Source organism: Myxococcus sp. AM010 (assembly GCF_013372585.1).
In the GTDB taxonomy this organism is placed as follows: Bacteria; Myxococcota; Myxococcia; order Myxococcales; family Myxococcaceae; genus Myxococcus; species Myxococcus vastator.
This window is the reverse complement of record NZ_JABXEO010000052.1, coordinates 32,104-48,136: the sequence shown is the minus strand read 5'-3', so window position 1 is coordinate 48,136 and position 16,033 is coordinate 32,104. Positions and strand designations below refer to the sequence as shown.

Here is a 16,033-nt window from a genome sequence, read left to right as displayed (position 1 = left end):
GGGTACGAGGCCGTGATTGCCAGCGGCGTGCCATCAGGCCGGGCGCTGGAGGCGGAGGGGCTCGTGTCGAGGGGACGCGGGTTGCTGGCACCGTGGAAACGCACCCTGCGGGCAAGATGGCGTGCTTCAAGCGCGCTCCTGTGAAACGCGCCTGAAACACCGCCTGAAACGTCGTTGGGGGCCCATGCTCGCGGTGCTCCGTGGCGTCAGGCAGCGAACGTGTGGCTGTGTCGGAGGGACGCTCCAGGCGCGGCGCTCAGCGTTCGGCCGTCGCGCCCAGGTCGCGCAGGCGCCGCCACAGCGTCACGCGGCTGACGCCCAGCAGGCGCGCGGCCTCGGAGCGGTTGCCGCCCACCTGGGCGAGCGCGGCGCGGATCCGCGCCGGCTCCAGCGAGGCCTCCGGGGCGGGCCTCGTCACGGGCGCTGGCTGCCGCGGCTCGGAGAACTCAGGCGGCAGGTCCGCCTCGTGGACCACCGGGCCTTCTCCGATGACGTAGGCGTACTCCATCACGTTGCGCAGCTCGCGCACGTTGCCGGGCCAGGCGTGCTCCTCCAGCAAGCGGCGGGCACCCGGAGAGAAGCGCTGCACGCGGCGGGTGCCTCGCTGGTGCAGCTCCTCCAGGAAGCGCAGGGCCAGCGGGAGGATGTCGCCTCGTCGCTCCCGCAGCGTGGGCAGGAAGAGCGGCACCACGCGCAGGCGGTACATCAGGTCCGCGCGGAAGCGCCCCGCCTCCACCTCGCGCCGCAGCGGCCGGTGCGTGGCGGCGATGATGCGCACGTCCACGGGCACGGGCTGCCGGCCTCCCACGGGGATGACGGTGCGCGTCTCCAGCACGCGCAGCATCTTCGCCTGGAGGTCCAGGGGCATCTCCGCCACCTCGTCCAGGAACAACGAGCCCTTGTCCGCGAGCCGGAAGTGCCCCGGACTGTCGCGCACCGCGCCCGTGAAGGCGCCGCGCACATGGCCGAACAGCTCGCTCTCCAGCAGGTTGGGCGGCAGCGCGGCGCAGTTGATGGCGCGAAACGGCCCGCGCGCCCGTGCCGACAGCGCATGCAGCGCGTGCGCGATGTGCTCCTTGCCGGTGCCCGACTCTCCGCGAACGAGCACGCTGGACTCGGTGCGGGCCACCTTCTCGACGATGCGGAAGACGCGCCGCAGCTCGGGCGCCTGGGTCCACAGGCCGTGGAAGAGCTCGGCGTGGCCTTCCAGCGCGCCCTCGGCGTCCGGCGTGATGAGCAGGGCCCACCCGCCCACGCGGGCGCCGCGCTTCAGGGGGACCGCGCGCACCCGCACGGACTTCAGGCGCCCGTCCACACGCAGGTGGGCGGAGGTCTCACGGCCGTCCTTGAGCAGGGCGTCCAGCGGCTCCGCGCCGTCGGGACGCACCAGGACGTGCGCCAGCGGCGCCCCGGCGCGAGGCGTGCCGCCCAGCAGGGCCTCGAGCGCGGGCGTGAGCGCGCTCACCTGCCGCGCATGGTCCACGAGGAGCACGGGGCCCGCGAGGGCATCCAGGGCAGGGAGCGCGAGGTGGGCGGTGGGCATCGTCGGTGCATAGCCCGCCACCCCGCATCTCATGCAAGGCCCCGCATCATGAAGGTCCAGTAGAGGTTCGGCAGGCCGTACTTCTTGAGCAGCCACATATCGCGCCGCTCCTGGAGGGTGTCGATGAGCGGGATGCTGGGCGCGGGCTTGCCGTCGTAGTCGAACTCGGCGAGCAGCAGGCGCCCATAGCCGGTGGTGAGGGGGCAGGACGCGTAGCCGTCATACCGCGCGGTCAGGGGCCGGTCCTTCATGCAGGCCAGGAGGTTCTCCACCAGCACCGGCGCCTGCTTGCGCACGGCGGCGCCCGTCCGGCTGGTGGGCAGGTCCGACGCATCACCGAGCGCGAAGACGTTCGGATGGTCCGGGTGCTGGAGCGTGTACTTGTCCGCCTTCACCCAGCCGGCATTGGGGCCCTCCTGCCAGGACAGCGGGCTGCGCTTGATGAAGTCCGGCGCGCTCTGCGGCGGGGTGACGTGCATCATGTCGTAGGTCAAGGTGACGCGCTCCGGCTGCCCGTCGCGCGGGGTCTCGAAGGTGGCCTCGCGCCGCTCGCCATCCACGGCGATGAGGTTGTGCTGGTAGCGGGGGGTGATGCCATAGCGGCGCACCACGCCCTCCAGCACGGCGGCGAAGGGCTTCACGCCGAAGATGACCTTCGCGCCGGAGCCGAAGACGACGCTGGAGCGCTCCAGCACGCCGGTGCGGCGGAAGTGGTCGGCGGCCAGGTACATGATTTTCTGGGGCGCCCCGGCGCACTTCACGGGCGTGGAGGGCTGGGTGAAGAGCGCGGTGCCGCCCTGGAAGCCCTTGAGCAGGCGCCACGTCTTGGGCGCGAGCTGGACGTCATAGTTGCTGCTGACGTGGGGTGTCTTCAGGGCCTCGCGCAGACCCGCGACCTTGTCCCAGTCGAGCTGGATACCGGGGGCGACGACGAGGAAGTCATAGCCCAGGCGCAGGCCGCCGCGGGTGAGGACCTCCCGCGCCTCCGGGTCTATCTCCGTGGCGGCGTCGCGGACCCACTTCACGCCGCGCGGGATGAGGCGGGACTCGTTGCGCACGGTGTCCTCGACGCGCGCCTCCCCGGCGCCCACCAGCGTCCACAGGGGTTGGTAGTAGTGGTGCTGGGAGGGCTCGAGGATGGCGACGCCCTTCTGTCCGGCGCGAGCCAGCCGGGCGGCCACCGTGATTCCGGCCGTGCCACCTCCGATGATGAGGACGCGATGGTGTTCGCGCACCGGCATCACCCTGGGGCCGGACGGCGTCACCGAATCCCCGCGGCCGAAGTCCTCGCTCATCTGCATGTCGCGCGCTCCCTTGTGACGCGTGAAACGGACAGGAGGCCCCAGCAGGGCCCGTGCCACACTCGTCCCCGAGTGCAGGCCTCGGGTGACGGGGTGAACAGGGTGTTTCCCGGTCGTTTCAGCGTGTTTCAAGGGGCACGGGCCGCGGCACCGGAAGAGAGGGCCCGGTGCCGCGCGCGGACCGCTACTTCCCGAAGATGCCGCGCAGGCGCTTCTTCGCTTCTTCCTCGGCGCGCTTCTTGGCCTCGGCCTCCAGGCGCGCCTTCTCCTCGGCGGCCTTGGCCTCCAGCTCCTTGCGCTTGGCCTCGGCCTCGGCGCGAAGCTTGTCCTCGCCGCCTTCGATGAGGCCCTGCACCTGCTGGCCGCGCTCGCCGCCAATCAGGCTGCCCGCCAGCGACGAGGCCGCCAGCTTCGCGATCTGCGTCACCGCTGGCTTCAGGTCCAGGCTGGTGACCTCCGGCTTCCACGCGGGGCCCGTCAGCTTCAGGCCCACGGGGATGGCGGCCGGCGGCGTCACCTTGCCCAGCGTCAGCGTCTTCACCGTGGCTGGCGTCAGCGACACGGAGCCTGTCAGGTCCAGCACGCCGTCCAGCCGGATGCCGCCGTCGAAGCTCAGCGCCGCCTCCGGACGCGACCACGTCAGCGGCTTGGAGAGCTGCGCCACGCCGTCCTTGATTTGCACGCTGAAGGGCAGGTCGCCGCCCAGCTTCGTCACCTGCTCGTTCTTCAGGCCCTTGGCCGCGATGGGCAGCGCCTTGGCGAGCGGCTCGGACACCGCCGACACCAGGTCCTTGCCCAGCAGCTCGCCATCCAGCAGGTCGCCATTGATTCCACCGAGCAGCGTCTGCTCGAGCTGGTCGGACGTGTAGCCCACGCCCTTCACGTCCACGTTGCCGTTGAACTTGCCCGTCACGGCCTTCTTTGGGGTGAATTGCGTCAGCGCCTGCTCCACCGCGACGCCCTCCACCTTCACCTTCGCCTCGAAGGGGCGCTGCTCGGGCAGCGGGCCCAGGCGCACCGTGGTGCCGTCCGCGACGATGCGCCCGCCGTAGACGCCCGTGGAGAACTTCTCCACCGTGATGAGGTCGTCGGTCATCTTCACCACGCCCGTCACTTGGGTCATGGTCATGTCCATGTAGCGCAGCGTGCCCACCGCGAAGCGGAGGTCGCCCCGGTAGCCGTTGAAGCGCGTCGGGTCATCCGACGGCGGCTCCTCCGGCGGCGGACCGCCACGCGCCTGGACTTCCTCCTCGCTCATCATCAGCGCGTCCGCGTCCAGGTTCTGGCTCTTGAGGTCCGCGGCGAACGTCGTCGTCTGCTGCTTTCCCGTCCCCGCGAGCGCGAAGGACGCGCTGCCCGTCAGCGTGTCCGCGAGCACGTTCGCGGTGAGCTTGGGGATGTCCACCTTCATGCCGGAGCCCTTGCCGGGCGCGTAGGTGCCCGCGGCGCTCAGGTCCATCCGCTGTCCCGGGGCCTTGTCCACCAGCAGGCCGGGCCGCAGGTCGACGCCGCCCAGGTCCGCCTTCGCGTCGAAGCGCAGGGCGCCGCCCGTGGCCGCCGCGCCGGAGACTCGCGCGGAGAGCTTCATGGCCCCGCCCGCGTCCTTGGTGAGCTGGGCCGGCACGCGCAGCCGCACGGGCGTCAGGTCCACGTTGACGTCAATCGCCTGCGCGTCCTGCGTGCCGCTGCCGCGCACATCCAGGCCGATGGGGCCGGCAATCATCCCGTTGAGCTGCTTGCGCAGCGGCGGGTAGTACTCGGCGAGCGCGGCCGGGTCCAGGTTGCGGCCCGTCAGCTCGAAGCCCTCCACCGCGGGCGTGTCGGTGAGCAGGCCCTTCACGCTGCCCTTGCCGCTGAGGCTCGCGGGGCCCAGGTCCACCTTCAGCTTGTTGAGGGCCAGGTCGCCGGTGGTGATGTCGCCCGCGACGTCGGTGTCCACGACGACGTCCAGCGCCTTGCCGCCCTCGGAGCCGGTGAAGCTCAGGCCCAGGGCCTTGATGATGCCCACCAGCTTCGTGGGGCCCTGGCCGCCGGGGACGGCGCCGCCCAGGTCCGCCTGCCAGTCCGCGTCCAGCGTGCCCGCCCGCAGGCCGATGTCCGGCGGCAGGAAGGGGCCCAGCGGGGCGAGGTCGATTTTCTGCGCCTTCAGCGTCACGCGCTCGGGCGTGGGGACCAGCGTGGCCGGCAGCGGCGCGGCGTGCAGGGACACCTGGAGGTTCTGGGTGTCCGCGAGCACGGCGGCGGCCAGGTTCACCACCAGCGGCTTGCCCACGCGCAGGTCCTTCACCTCGATGTCCAGGTCCTTCACGCCCAGCTCGCGGGCCTGCGCCCCGGCGCCGCGGTCCACGAAGCGGATGGCGCCGTCGGTGAGGGCCGCGCGCTCGACGTGGACGCCGGAGAGGTCCATGGGCTGCGACGCATCAGCCGGCGCCTCCTCTTCCTTGGGCTGCTGCGCTTCCAGCCGCTGGAGCAGGCGCTGCACGTTGGTGGTGCCGTCGGCGAAGCGGACCAGGTTGACGGTGAGGCCGGAGACCTCCGCGTTCTTCACCTGGATGTCCTTGCCGCTGGAGGACAGGAGCGGGCCCGCGGCGACGCGGACGTCAATCTGAGCCAGTTGGGCCAGCGGCAGGTCTTCCCCTTCGGCGGGGCCGACGGTGACGTTCTCCACCTGGGCGCCCAGGGTGGGGAAGAGCTTGGTGGAGATGTCCCCGATTTCGATGGGACGCCCCAGGAGCTGGGAATAGGTGGCCGCCTGGTCGCGGGCCGTCTTCAACAGGATGGCGTCCAGTCGCCAGAGGGCCACGGCCACGATGATGACGAGGAGCGCGAAGACTCCTCCGAGGACATAGGGCCAACGGCGCTTCTTCTTCACCACGGTGTCGGACATCGGTTGAAACCTCCTCCAGCGAGCGGGCCGCAGGCGCCGGCCTGTGCGGTACCCGAGGGGCAGGCAGACGCTTAGCCCAGCCCTGCCGCGTCCGCACGCGTCAGACGCGCTGACCCGCGGCGGGACAGCCGTATGACTGTTCTGCCCAAGACGACGCTGGAGGCGGGGAGAAATGCACGGAGGCGTACACTTCGAAGGACGGACGGCCGCTCTGGGGGGAAGCAGGCGCTTAGTGCTGCACGGCGAGGATGCGCCAGCCTCGCGTGTCGACGGCGTAGAGCGCCCCCATGTCGTTGGGGACCGCCTGGGTGCCACAGGCCTGGGGTGACAGGACGATGCTGACCAGGACGACGCCCTCCTGGTAGGGGGCCGCGTAGACGTCGTACGACTCACGCCGGTACAGGCACTCCCTGCCGGGGTGGGACGGCGTCGGCGCCTTCTTGTCCCAGGGATAGAAGTCCTCCATGGCGAGCTGGATGGCTCGTGCCATGTCACCTGGAATGCTGCGCAGCCCTTCTTCGGGAATGCCCGTGGAGGGGAACGTGAAGCGAGCGGCTTCTTCCGGTGGCGCGTGGACAGGGCGTGGCGGGCGCTGGAAGAGCGCGCACGCGGGAAGTGCCAGGACGAGGAGCGGTAGCCACCGGGTCATGAAGTCTCCTGCTCAGTCCAGCCCACCAACGGGGGTCACGATGCCTGCGGCCTTGTTGCTATATGGCCCGAGTCGATGCTCATGAACCCGTAGGACTCGGTCTCCTGGGAGTGACGCAGGTTGCCAGAGCAGCTCAGTGCCAGTGCCAGCACTGCCCCCACCGGCAAGCCTAGTCGCTTTCAGGTCCCAGCGCCGCTAGCAGGAGGTGCGCTCAGTCCAAGTGGACCGGTGCGGACAGTGCATGCTCATGCCCGGCGAACGTAGTGGGACGCCGGCGGCGATGTCCATTGTCGTGGCCTTGGACCTACTCCAGGCGCCTACCGCTCAGCGCATGCCATTGCCGGTCAGGTCACACATGCCCGCCGGCCGCATGCGGAGCGCGCGCAGCTCGCGGCCGTAGTCGGCGCTGTCGCTGGCGACGAAGTAGAGGTCCCACCCCGAGCGGACGAAGTCGCTCGGGAGCGAGTGCAGGGTCCCCGGCGCGATACCCTGCACCTCGAACGCCCCCTGCTCCCGGGTGTCGCTCACCCACGCCTCCCGCCCCCCGGCCTCCGTGTAGGCGCTGAAGAAGAGGTACTCCTCCACGGCCGTCAGCTCCGAGGGCTCCGAGCCCTGCGCGCCCACGGCGAGGTCGGCGTGCAGCTGCGTCCCCGCGCTCGTCCCGTCGCTGCTCCACAGCTCGCGGCCATGCACCCCGTCATCCGCGACGAAGAAGAGCCGGTCCTTCACCACCGTGAGGTTCGTCGGCTGCGACGGCACCGTGCCCGGGTAGATGTCCTTCACTCGCGTCGTGCCGGACGTCGTGCCGTCGCTGCGCCACAGCTCGAAGTCCATCCCCTCGTCGCCCGTCGTCGCGCTCAGGAAGAGCTTGTTCTTGTAGGAGACCAGCCCCAGCGGCGCGCCAATGAACGTGTACACGTAACGCGCCCAGCCCGACGTGCCGTGGGTGACGTAGAGCCGCGTCTCCGGCGCGTCGAAGTTCCAGGTGAAGAACAGCTTGTCCTCCACCGGCGTCAGGTCGCCCAGCATGTGGTCCTCCGGCCCGTCCACGAGCCGCACGAAGCGGGTGCCATCGGTTCGGTACAGCTGCACCCGGCTCGCCTGGCGGTCGGTTGGTGAGAAGATGTTCACCTTGACGTAGAGGGCGTTCGTCCCCGCCACCAGCTCGAAGTGGCTGGAGACCAGGTCCCCCTCGGTGCTGAAGTCACGCAAGAGGTAGGTGCCCTCCTCCGTGCCGTCGCTGCGCCACAGCTCGCGGCCATGCACGCCATCGTTCGCCGTGAAGTACAGCACGCCGTCGTAGAACGTCAGGTGCTCCGGGGCCGAGCCCAGCGCCCCTGACGAGATGTCCTTCACCAGCGCCGTGCCCTCGGTGGTGCCGTCCGTCTTCCAGAGCTCGCGGCCATGCATGCCGCTCTTCGCCGCGAAGTACGTCGTCGTCCCGCCTTGGATGAAGGGACCCGCGTCCGAGCCCGGGACGCCGGTGTTCACGTCCAGCAGCGGGCGCGTCCCCGAAGCCACGCCCACGCTCACCCAGGGCTCACGGCCCCACACGCCATCCGTGGCGGAGAAGAGGAGGGCCTCGTTGCCGTGGGTGAGGCCCCGCGGATAAGAGTGCCCCGCGCCCGGGATGATGTCCCGCACGATTCGGGCCGTCGTGTCGCACAGCTCCCAACCGGGAGCCGCGCCCAGGCGCGCGGTGTCTTCACGGCCAGCGGCGGCTTCCACCTCCCCGTGCTCCAGGCGAACCGGGTAGGGGGCTTCAATGCCGCAGCCGACGGTGGCGAGGCCTGAGACGGCGGACAACAGCAAAGGAAGGCTCTGTGCGCGAAGACGCATACTTACTCCTGGTTTCGGTGGCTGGCTGCGGTGGGGTGCCGCGGTCGCGCAATCTGGCCGGGATGTGACGAAACCCAACCCGTCCGCGAGTCGGTCCAGGGCTGTCATTGCGTGACAGTCGCCCTCCGTGGGCGCCTCGGCGTACGAGCCCGGGGACCTTCAGCCGACAACCCGTCCGCGAGCTGTTCGACGAAGAATCATCCCGAGCGCGCTTCCCGCTTTCCGAACCGCCGCCTCATCACGAGACTCGACGCGCCATGCGCATTCGCTCCTCATTCGTCCTGTTGGCCTGTGTCTCCGCTTGCGCTTCGCGCCCGGGGCCTGGGCCGGAGTCCTCCACGGCCATGCCCACCGCCACCGTCTCCGCCGCGGATGCCGACTACGTCCTCCTCGCGCGCGAGTACCTGGATTGGTATGCGGCGGCGCATCCCACCCGGGCCACGCGGCTCGGCTATCACATGCATGACGCCCACCTGCCGGACGTCTCTTCGGACGCGCTGAAGCGCAAGGCGGAGGCGCTGCGCGGCTGGCTGACGCGCCTGGAGCAGGTGGAGGCGCGCGGTGGCTTGTCGGGAGACGCCGCCGTGGACGTGCGCGTGCTGGAGAACGCGATGCGCGCCGACCTGCTGGAGCTGGAGGAGGTGCGCCCCTGGGAGCGCAACCCGGGCTTCTACGTGGGCATCATCTCCAGCGGGCTGGACGGCCTGTCGTCACGCGAGTTCGCCCCCGTGGCCGAGCGCATGCGCGCCATGCGCTCCCGGATGGCGCGCATCCCCGGCGTGCTCGACGCGGCGCAGTTCAACCTGAGCGGCGTCCCGAAGCTGTGGGCGGAGTACGCGCTGCGCGACGCGCGCGGCACCGTGGCGTACCTGCGCGCGGACCTGCCCCGGACGCTGGAGGCGCAGGGGTATGCCCAGGTGCCGCTGAGCGAGCGCGCCGCCTTCACCGCCGCGCGCGAGGAGGCCGCGCGGCAACTGGAGGCCTTCGCGGTGTGGCTGGAGCGCGAGCTGCTGCCCAAGGCCGACGGCGACTTCCGCCTGGGCCGCGAGCGCTTCGAGAAGAAGCTGGCGCTGGAGGAGCACGTCACGCTGGACGCGGACGCGCTGCGCGCCATCAACGAGCGAGCCATCCGCGACTACAAGGCCTGGGTGGCGCGCGAGGCGGCCCGGTTGGACGCCTCCAAGACGCCCGAGCAGGTGATGGCGGAGCTGGTGAAGGACCACCCGAAGGCGGAGGAGCTGGTGGCCTCGGCGCGGGCGCAGTTGGTGGAGCTGCAGCGCTTCGTGCGCGAGCGGAACATCCTCACGCTGCCGTCGGACCGGCTGCCCGTGGTGCGGGAGACGCCGCCCTACGCGCGGCTGGGCTTCGCGTCCATGGACACCCCCGGCCCCTTCGAGAAGAAGGCCACCGAGGCCTTCTACAACATCACCAACGTGGAGCCCGGCTGGACGCCCGAGCAGAAGGCCCAGCACCTGACGTACTTCAACCGCGCGGGCCTCCTGGGCATCACCGTCCACGAGGCCATGCCCGGCCACTTCGTGCAGTTGCTCTACGGCGCGCGGATTCCCACGGACGTGCGCAAGGTCTTCACCCCCGCGTCCCTGGTGGAGGGCTGGGCGCACTACTCCGAGCAGATGATGGTGGATGAAGGTCTGGGCAATGGCGACCCGGCCGTGCGGCTGGGGCAGCTCCGCCGCGCGCTCCAGCGGCACGCGCGCTGGTACGCGGCGCTGGCGCTGCACGTATACGGGGAGCCCGTGGAGGCGGTGGCGAAGCGGTACGCGGAGATCGCGTACTTCGAGCCCTTCCCCGCGCTGCGCGAGGTGGAGCGTGGCACGCTCGACCCCACGTACCTGTATTACGCCGTGGGGCGCATGCAGATCTTCAAGCTGCGCGACGACTACCGCCGCCACCTGGAGTCGCGCGGCAAGACGCTGGTGCTGAAGGACTTCCATGACAGGCTCCTCCAGCTCGGGCTGCCCGTGTCGCTCGCGCGGGAGGTGTTCCTGCCGGGCGACACGGCGCCGTCGCTGGAGTGAGCCGCGGGCTACAGCTCGATGACCCGGGGCGTCTCCTCCTGCGCCACCTGCGAGCGGGAGGCGAGCCCCTGGAGGTTGAAGCCGTTGGGCGCGTGCACGGCGCCCGCGGTGTTCGGGTCCAGGTAGAGGCTCACCGGCGCGGCGAGCCCGTCGTAGGTCACCTCGAAGACCTCCAGCTCGGTGGGCGCGCCGACGCCGCAGCAGGGCCCCACGCGGCGCCAGGCGATGCGCTGCCCCTGGGGTCCGCGCAGCAGCTCCAGGAAGGCCATCAGGCCCCGGTCACCCCAGCCGACACGGACCGGGTCCTGGGGGTGGAAGCCGTACTCCACCACCTCGACTCGCGGCGCCGTGGACGCCGAGGCGCGGGGCTCGGGCACCGCGGACTTGTTGGTTGATGCACACGCCGCCAGGAAGAGCATCCCGGCACAAGCGGCTCGAAGCAGCGACATTCCCACCCTCCCCACCACCACCGTCCCGAAGGGAAGCTGTGGCCGGGTGGCGCTTCGTGCAGCCCTGCACGGCTCCGGCTGTTCACCGCCGGACGTTGACCGCGCCCGGCGTCACTTCTTCTTCGGCGCCGTCCCCGACATGTCGCGGATGAAGACGCGGTCGATGCCGTGGATGCGCAGGGCCACCAGCTCGTCCGGCGTGACGTTGGGGTAGCCCGACGCACGCAGCTGCTTCACGAAGTCGGGCGTGACGCCGTGGATGCGGAAGGCCAGGAGCTGGTCCTGGGTGAGGTCCTGGAAGCCCAGCTCGCGCAGCTGCTTCACGAAGTCGGGCGTGACGCCGTGGATGCGGAAGGCGATGACGTCCTCCGCGTCCGTGCCCTGGAAGCCCAGCTCGCGCAGCTGCTTCACGAAGTCGGGCGTGACGCCGTGGATGCTCATGGCGGTCAGCTGGTTCCAGGGCAGCTTCGTGAAGCCGGCGCTGGAGAGCTCCTTCACGCGCTGGGGCGTGACGCCGTGGATGCGGCCCGCGACCAGCTCCTTGAACGACAACCCGGGGTAGCCCGCGTCGGACAGGCCGCGCACGTACTCGGGCGTCACGTCGAAGATGCCCGCCTGGATGAGCTCCTCCGTACCGAGCTGCTTGTAGCCCAGCGCGGCCAGGGCCTGGATGCGGGCGGTCGTGACATTCGTCGCCGCCAGCTGGAACTGCGCCTCGGGCGTGATGTCCGAGTAGCCCAGCGAGGCCATCGTCTTGAGGAAGGCGCTGCTGGCCTCGAAGCGGAAGTGGCCCGCGCCCTGGCCGTCCTGGAACTGACCGTCGAAGCGGAAGGTGCCGGCCTCGCGCGGCAGGGTGAAGGTGGTGGCGCCGCCCGTGGTGGACAGTCCCTGGAAGGACGCCATGGGCTCGGTGAAGCCCGTGTTGCGGTGCGGGCTCTGCTGGAGCTGGAGGTTCAGGGTGGAGGGGGCGCTGCGCTTGGACGAGGCCGACCAGGTGCCGCGAGGCTCGAAGGTGGAAGAGGCCGCGACGGCGGAGGTGGCCATCAACAACAGGGCCACGAGGGACAGGCGTGAGGACATGAGACGCATGGTGGGCTCCTTCGGGTAGACCCCTCCCGTGCGGCGCGCGTCCGGTGGGACATGCGCCGAGCGGGGTGGGGGCAATCGAGACGTGAGGGGTGCTGGTGTGCGGGACGGACGGCTTACTTCGAGCCGGTGCCGCGCATCTTCCGGATGAAGTCCGCGTCCACGCCGCCGGTGCGCAGCCGCACCAGCTCGTCGACGGAGAGGTCCTTCAGGCCCGCGTCGTGGAGCTCGCCCAGGAAGTCGGCGTCCACGCCCGTGGCGCGCAGCCGCTGGAGCGCCTTCGCGTCCGTCGTCTGCACGCCCGCCTTGCGCATGCTGGCGAGCCAGCCCGCGGAGACGCCCACGGCGCGGAGCCGCGTCAGCTCCTGGGCCTTCAGCTTCGACAGGCCGTGCTTGTTCAGCTCGCGGATGTACTCGGGGCTCACGCCCACGGCGCGGAGGTGGGTGAGCTCCTCCAGCGACATGCCGGTGTAGCCGGCGTCCTTGAGGCCGCGGACGAAGTCCTCGTCCACGCCCACGGCGCGCGCGTGGGACAGGGCCTTCGGGTCATCGACGTTGAAGCCCGCGGACTTGAGGGACTGGATGTATTTGGGCGTGACGCCCAGGTGCCGCAGGTGCGTCAACTCCTCCGCTTCCAGCTTCCGGCCGAAGCGCGTGTTCATGTCCTGGATGTAGTCGGGGGTGACGCCAGCGTGGCTCATCGTCACGAGGTTGGCGACGGTCGGCGTGTAGCCCATGGCCGTCAGCTGCCGCACGCGCTCCGGGGTGATGCCCGCGCTCTTGAGCGCGATGAGCTGCGCCACGGAGAGCTGCTGGCCCGCGCCGACCCGCGTCTGCCCGTCAAGCTCCCGCTGGGCGCGCACACCCAGGCTCCGCGCCGGAGGAGCGGGCGGCGGGACGGGGCCCGGCGCTGCCTGGACCGCCACGGCCGCGACGCTGGCCGGCGCCGCGGGGGGCGCCGGGGGCGCGGGCGGTGTCACGGGCGTGGGCGCGGGCGGCACCGGCGGGGTGAGCGAGAGCGCCGGGATGGGCGGCGCCTGGAGGAGGACGGGCTCGTCTCCTGGCCGCGGCGCGGCGTCCGTCTGTCCCAGCAGGAGCGACGTCAGCGGCGCGGCCACGGCCAGGCTGCTGACCAGGGTGAGCACGGAGGCGCCCGCCGCCCAGCGCGAGGCACAGCGCGACGTGGGCAGGGTGATGAGCCGCCGCACGCGCTCCGGCAACGAGCCGCCCAGCGCGGACATGGCGGGGCTCGGCGTTCCCGGCAGCACGCGGAGCGTCTCGAGCGCCGTCAGCGCCCGGGCGTAGGAGACGGAGTTGCCGCTGGCGGCCACCGCGACGTCGTCGCAGCAGTGCTCCCGCTCGACGCGGATGACATGGGAAATCCAGCGGACCGCGGGGTGGAAGAAGAGCAGCGTCTCCACCAGCACCTGCGCAAGGTTCACCGCGAAGTCGTGACGGCGGATGTGGGCCAGCTCATGAGCCAGCACCATCTCCAACTGCCGAGCGGGCAGGCCCGCCAGGGTGGACACGGGCAGGAGCACCACGGGCGACAGCCAGCCCACCGCGGCGGGCACGTCCACGTCGGAGGACTGGAGCAGCCGCACCGCCCGGTGCAGGCCCAGGCGCCGCGACAGGGCGTCCAGCCGCTCCTGCCATGCATGGGGCGCGGGCAGGGCCCGGTCCGCCAGCCGGCGCAGCTTCATCCACTCCGCCGCCATCCGCCCCGAGCTCAGGCCCACGCCCGCCGCCCAGGCGAGCACCAGCCAGTGCAGGTGTGCCTCCACCTGGGACAGCGCGCGTTGCAGCAGTAGACCGGCCATGACCAGGAACGAGCCCAGGCCCGTCAGCACCGTGCTCTCCAAGCCACTCGCGGCGCCGTCCTCGGCCATGTCCGCGTCAATCCACGCGGGCGATGTCACGACGGCCGGCAAGCGCCACGCGGGACGCGCCGCGGCGCGCTCCACGGGGTGGGTATTCGCGGCATCCACCCGGAGCCGCGCGGGCGGCACGGAGGTGTCCATCGCCACTCGCGCGGGCGCGCCGTGGAAGTGCTTCCACCCGGCGGCCACCGGCAGCGCGAGCGCCAGCACCAGCGCCCCGCAGGCCAGCGCGTAACGCGCATGCGCCGCGCGCCGCCCCACCGTGACGAGCGCCACCACCAGCAGCAGCGCCACCAGCGTGCCCTGCCAGAGCGAGTGCAGCAGCGCCCACCCCAGGGACTCCATCAGCAGCCGGCTCATTCCTCGCCTCCTTCCAGTGTGTCGAGCAGCCGGCGCAGCTCCGCCAGCTCCTCGGGACGCGTCTTCTTCGACGACAGGGCCTGCATCGCCAGCCGCGCCGGAGAGCCACCAAAGGCGCGGTCCACCAGGTCCGTCACCAACTGCCGCTGGGTGCGCTGCTCCGTGGCGCGGGGCCGGTACACGTGCGCGCGCTGGGACTCGTCACGCTCCACCAACCCCTTCTCCGTCATGATTTGCATCAGCTTCAGCACCGTCGTGTACCCGGTGCCCTCCGGCTCGTCGCGGGTGAGGGCTTCATGCACCTCGCGCACCGTGCTGTCGCCACGCGCCCAGAGGACCCGCAGGATGGCCAGCTCCCCATCCGTGGGACGCGGCAGCTTTGTCTCGCTCATGACGCTTCCTTCCGTGACTCGATTGCCTGGACCCATATTACGAATGGGTTCGTAGATGTCAACGAAGCCCTTCGTAGATGTGGTCCGTCAAAAGCCCCCTGCCTCTGGGTGAGGGAGGGGGCCTGGGGGGCTCAGGCGGGTGCCCGGCCGTCAGCGCTCCTGGCGCGGCGTGGGCTCCGGGGGCGGCGTCTGGGCGGCGGCCTGGTTCTCCCAGAAGCGTCGCGGGTGGCCGTCACCGCGGGTGCCACCGGAGAGCCGGTCCACCCAGGGATAGCGCTGGGCCTCCTCGGACGTGTAGCCCAGGTTGAAGACAGTGGGGCTCTTGGGCTTGTCACCGGGCTTCTCGTAGAAGGTCCCGAAGAGGCGGTCCCAGAAGTAGTTGGTGATGCCGTAGTTGCCCTGCTCGTTGTGGAAGTGGTGCGACAGGTGCAGCCGCTTGATGTCCTTCAGGAACTGGGACCTGGGCGTGTAGTTCAGGTGCTGGATGCAGTGGCAGAATTCATAAAAGCACGTAATCACCATGGCCCAGCCCAGCGCGGCGGCGGCGCCTGCCTTGCCGCCGATGAGATAGCCGATGGGTGCAATCACGCCGCCCACGGTGGGGAGCACGTTGGCCAGCGCGCCGAAGAGCACGCGCAAGTCGTGTGGGTCCTGGTGGTGGTCGAAGTGGATGCGCTTCCACGTCGCCGCAGTGAGCGGTGATTTGTAGAGGAAGCGGCTGTGCAGGATGTGCTTGTGCACCAGGTACCAGCCGAAGGGGAACGCCACGCTCGCGGCGAGCATCGCCAGCAGCATGCGCAGCGGGTGCTCGAACCACTTCACGGCCAGGGCCAGGCTGGTGACGCCCACGGTGATGTAGGCCACCACCGCGTAGTAGGTGAAGAACGAGTAGACCAGGTCGCCCAGCGTCATCCGGTCCAGGTTGTGCTTGCGGTGCTTCAGGAACGAAAAGGGTGCGCTGACTGCCACGGTATCCTCGCGACAAGCCGCTGCCCCCACGGAGGCAGACGGAGCAGGAGTGTGTGCGCGCCGTACCCGCCGGCCACGGGGCTTACGGCGGTGCTGTCAGTACCAGGGGCCCTTGAAATTGCCGCATGCTGAAGGCCGCGCCATAGCGTTTTCCTGGCGCAGGCAAGAAGCAACCCTGCTGAATGAACAGGCGGTGTGTTGCCTGCCTGCCCAGAAGCCGGCCCAGGCACGGGCTTCCTTCGCGTCCGATAGCAGCCCACTTTCCTGGAAGCGAGGATGACTTTCCGGGAGGCGCGGATGGCGGAGCACGAAGGACAGCAGACACCCAGGACCCAGGTACGCAGGCGCGGGACCTCGACTCCCAAGACAGTGCGCACGGGTGAACGGAGTGCCGCGCCGGACCGGGGCAGCATCGCCCTGCGCCGCACGGTGTCGGAGTACCGGGCCACGGCGGAGGAGCAGGCGGCGCGCGTGCGTGAGGAAATCGAGGCGGCGCTGGTCCAGGCCCGCGGCACCCGCGAGGCCATTGAGCAGCGCATCGCGGACCAACTCCACGCGCCGCCTGTGAGCCCCGCGCCCGCGCCCGCGCCGCGGCGCAAGCAGCGCCGCAGCCGGGCGTCCCGCAAGAAGTAGCGCGTC

Annotated in this window: 12 protein-coding genes; 2 read left to right on the top strand and 10 right to left on the bottom strand. The window is 70.7% G+C overall.

What is annotated here, in order from left to right:
* Positions 1 to 256 precede the first annotated feature (256 nt).
* The 5 genes from HV826_RS22750 to HV826_RS22730 all read right to left on the bottom strand — a co-directional run bounded on the left by HV826_RS22750 (position 257) and on the right by HV826_RS22730 (position 8,219).
* The gene (locus HV826_RS22750) at positions 257 to 1,543 is read right to left on the bottom strand and encodes a sigma-54-dependent Fis family transcriptional regulator (protein ID WP_176419122.1); all 1,287 of its coding nucleotides are present in this window, start codon (positions 1,541 to 1,543) and stop codon (positions 257 to 259) included.
* Positions 1,544 to 1,572: 29 nt separating this feature from the next.
* A complete protein-coding gene (locus tag HV826_RS22745) occupies positions 1,573 to 2,844 on the bottom strand; it encodes an FAD/NAD(P)-binding oxidoreductase (protein WP_176419109.1) in 1,272 nt (423 codons plus the stop codon).
* Between the two features lie 184 nt (positions 2,845 to 3,028).
* Positions 3,029 to 5,731, bottom strand: a complete 2,703-nt coding sequence (locus tag HV826_RS22740) for an AsmA family protein (RefSeq protein ID WP_176419108.1) — start codon at positions 5,729 to 5,731, stop codon at positions 3,029 to 3,031.
* Positions 5,732 to 5,960: 229 nt separating this feature from the next.
* Positions 5,961 to 6,380 carry a hypothetical protein gene (locus HV826_RS22735; protein WP_176419107.1) on the bottom strand — a complete coding sequence of 140 codons (420 nt, stop codon included), beginning with the start codon at positions 6,378 to 6,380 and terminating at the stop codon, positions 5,961 to 5,963.
* A 324-nt stretch (positions 6,381 to 6,704) separates the two neighbouring features.
* Entirely contained in the window at positions 6,705 to 8,219 is a 1,515-nt protein-coding gene (locus HV826_RS22730) for an ELWxxDGT repeat protein (RefSeq protein WP_255217365.1), read from the bottom strand.
* Between the two features lie 344 nt (positions 8,220 to 8,563).
* Between HV826_RS22730 and HV826_RS22725 the strand changes: the two genes are divergently transcribed.
* Positions 8,564 to 10,258, top strand: coding sequence for a DUF885 domain-containing protein (locus HV826_RS22725; protein ID WP_255217364.1), 1,695 nt, complete (start codon positions 8,564 to 8,566; stop codon positions 10,256 to 10,258).
* 8 nt (positions 10,259 to 10,266) lie between these two features.
* Here HV826_RS22725 and HV826_RS22720 read toward each other — a convergent pair whose 3' ends face one another.
* The 5 genes from HV826_RS22720 to HV826_RS22700 form a co-directional block, all read right to left on the bottom strand.
* Complete coding sequence (locus HV826_RS22720) at positions 10,267 to 10,707, bottom strand: fibril protein (protein WP_255208350.1); 441 nt, start codon at positions 10,705 to 10,707, stop codon at positions 10,267 to 10,269.
* A 111-nt stretch (positions 10,708 to 10,818) separates the two neighbouring features.
* Positions 10,819 to 11,796 carry a 4-hydroxy-3-methylbut-2-enyl diphosphate reductase gene (locus tag HV826_RS22715; RefSeq protein ID WP_176419104.1) on the bottom strand — a complete coding sequence of 326 codons (978 nt, stop codon included), beginning with the start codon at positions 11,794 to 11,796 and terminating at the stop codon, positions 10,819 to 10,821.
* 113 nt (positions 11,797 to 11,909) lie between these two features.
* Positions 11,910 to 14,033 carry a M56 family metallopeptidase gene (locus HV826_RS22710; RefSeq protein ID WP_176419103.1) on the bottom strand — a complete coding sequence of 708 codons (2,124 nt, stop codon included), beginning with the start codon at positions 14,031 to 14,033 and terminating at the stop codon, positions 11,910 to 11,912.
* A complete protein-coding gene (locus HV826_RS22705; RefSeq protein WP_026113917.1) occupies positions 14,030 to 14,425 on the bottom strand; it encodes a BlaI/MecI/CopY family transcriptional regulator in 396 nt (131 codons plus the stop codon). The genes HV826_RS22710 and HV826_RS22705 overlap by 4 nt, the downstream gene beginning before the upstream one ends.
* A 150-nt stretch (positions 14,426 to 14,575) precedes the next feature.
* Positions 14,576 to 15,394 carry a sterol desaturase family protein gene (locus tag HV826_RS22700; protein WP_176419102.1) on the bottom strand — a complete coding sequence of 273 codons (819 nt, stop codon included), beginning with the start codon at positions 15,392 to 15,394 and terminating at the stop codon, positions 14,576 to 14,578.
* 276 nt (positions 15,395 to 15,670) lie between these two features.
* Here HV826_RS22700 and HV826_RS22695 point away from each other — a divergent pair, with 276 nt between their 5' ends.
* Complete coding sequence (locus HV826_RS22695) at positions 15,671 to 16,027, top strand: hypothetical protein (RefSeq protein WP_176419101.1); 357 nt, start codon at positions 15,671 to 15,673, stop codon at positions 16,025 to 16,027.
* The last annotated feature ends 6 nt before the right edge of the window (positions 16,028 to 16,033 follow it).

Coding starts and splice junctions, on each gene's coding strand:
- HV826_RS22725 (WP_255217364.1), top strand. CDS start 8,564: ATGCCCACCGCCACCGTCTCCGCCGCGGATGCCGACTACGTCCTCCTC.
- HV826_RS22750 (WP_176419122.1), bottom strand. CDS start 1,543: ATGCCCACCGCCCACCTCGCGCTCCCTGCCCTGGATGCCCTCGCGGGC.
- HV826_RS22705 (WP_026113917.1), bottom strand. CDS start 14,425: ATGAGCGAGACAAAGCTGCCGCGTCCCACGGATGGGGAGCTGGCCATC.
- HV826_RS22715 (WP_176419104.1), bottom strand. CDS start 11,796: ATGCGTCTCATGTCCTCACGCCTGTCCCTCGTGGCCCTGTTGTTGATG.
- HV826_RS22720 (WP_255208350.1), bottom strand. CDS start 10,707: ATGTCGCTGCTTCGAGCCGCTTGTGCCGGGATGCTCTTCCTGGCGGCG.
- HV826_RS22735 (WP_176419107.1), bottom strand. CDS start 6,380: ATGACCCGGTGGCTACCGCTCCTCGTCCTGGCACTTCCCGCGTGCGCG.
- HV826_RS22745 (WP_176419109.1), bottom strand. CDS start 2,844: ATGCAGATGAGCGAGGACTTCGGCCGCGGGGATTCGGTGACGCCGTCC.
- HV826_RS22730 (WP_255217365.1), bottom strand. CDS start 8,219: ATGCGTCTTCGCGCACAGAGCCTTCCTTTGCTGTTGTCCGCCGTCTCA.
- HV826_RS22740 (WP_176419108.1), bottom strand. CDS start 5,731: ATGTCCGACACCGTGGTGAAGAAGAAGCGCCGTTGGCCCTATGTCCTC.
- HV826_RS22710 (WP_176419103.1), bottom strand. CDS start 14,033: ATGAGCCGGCTGCTGATGGAGTCCCTGGGGTGGGCGCTGCTGCACTCG.
- HV826_RS22695 (WP_176419101.1), top strand. CDS start 15,671: ATGACTTTCCGGGAGGCGCGGATGGCGGAGCACGAAGGACAGCAGACA.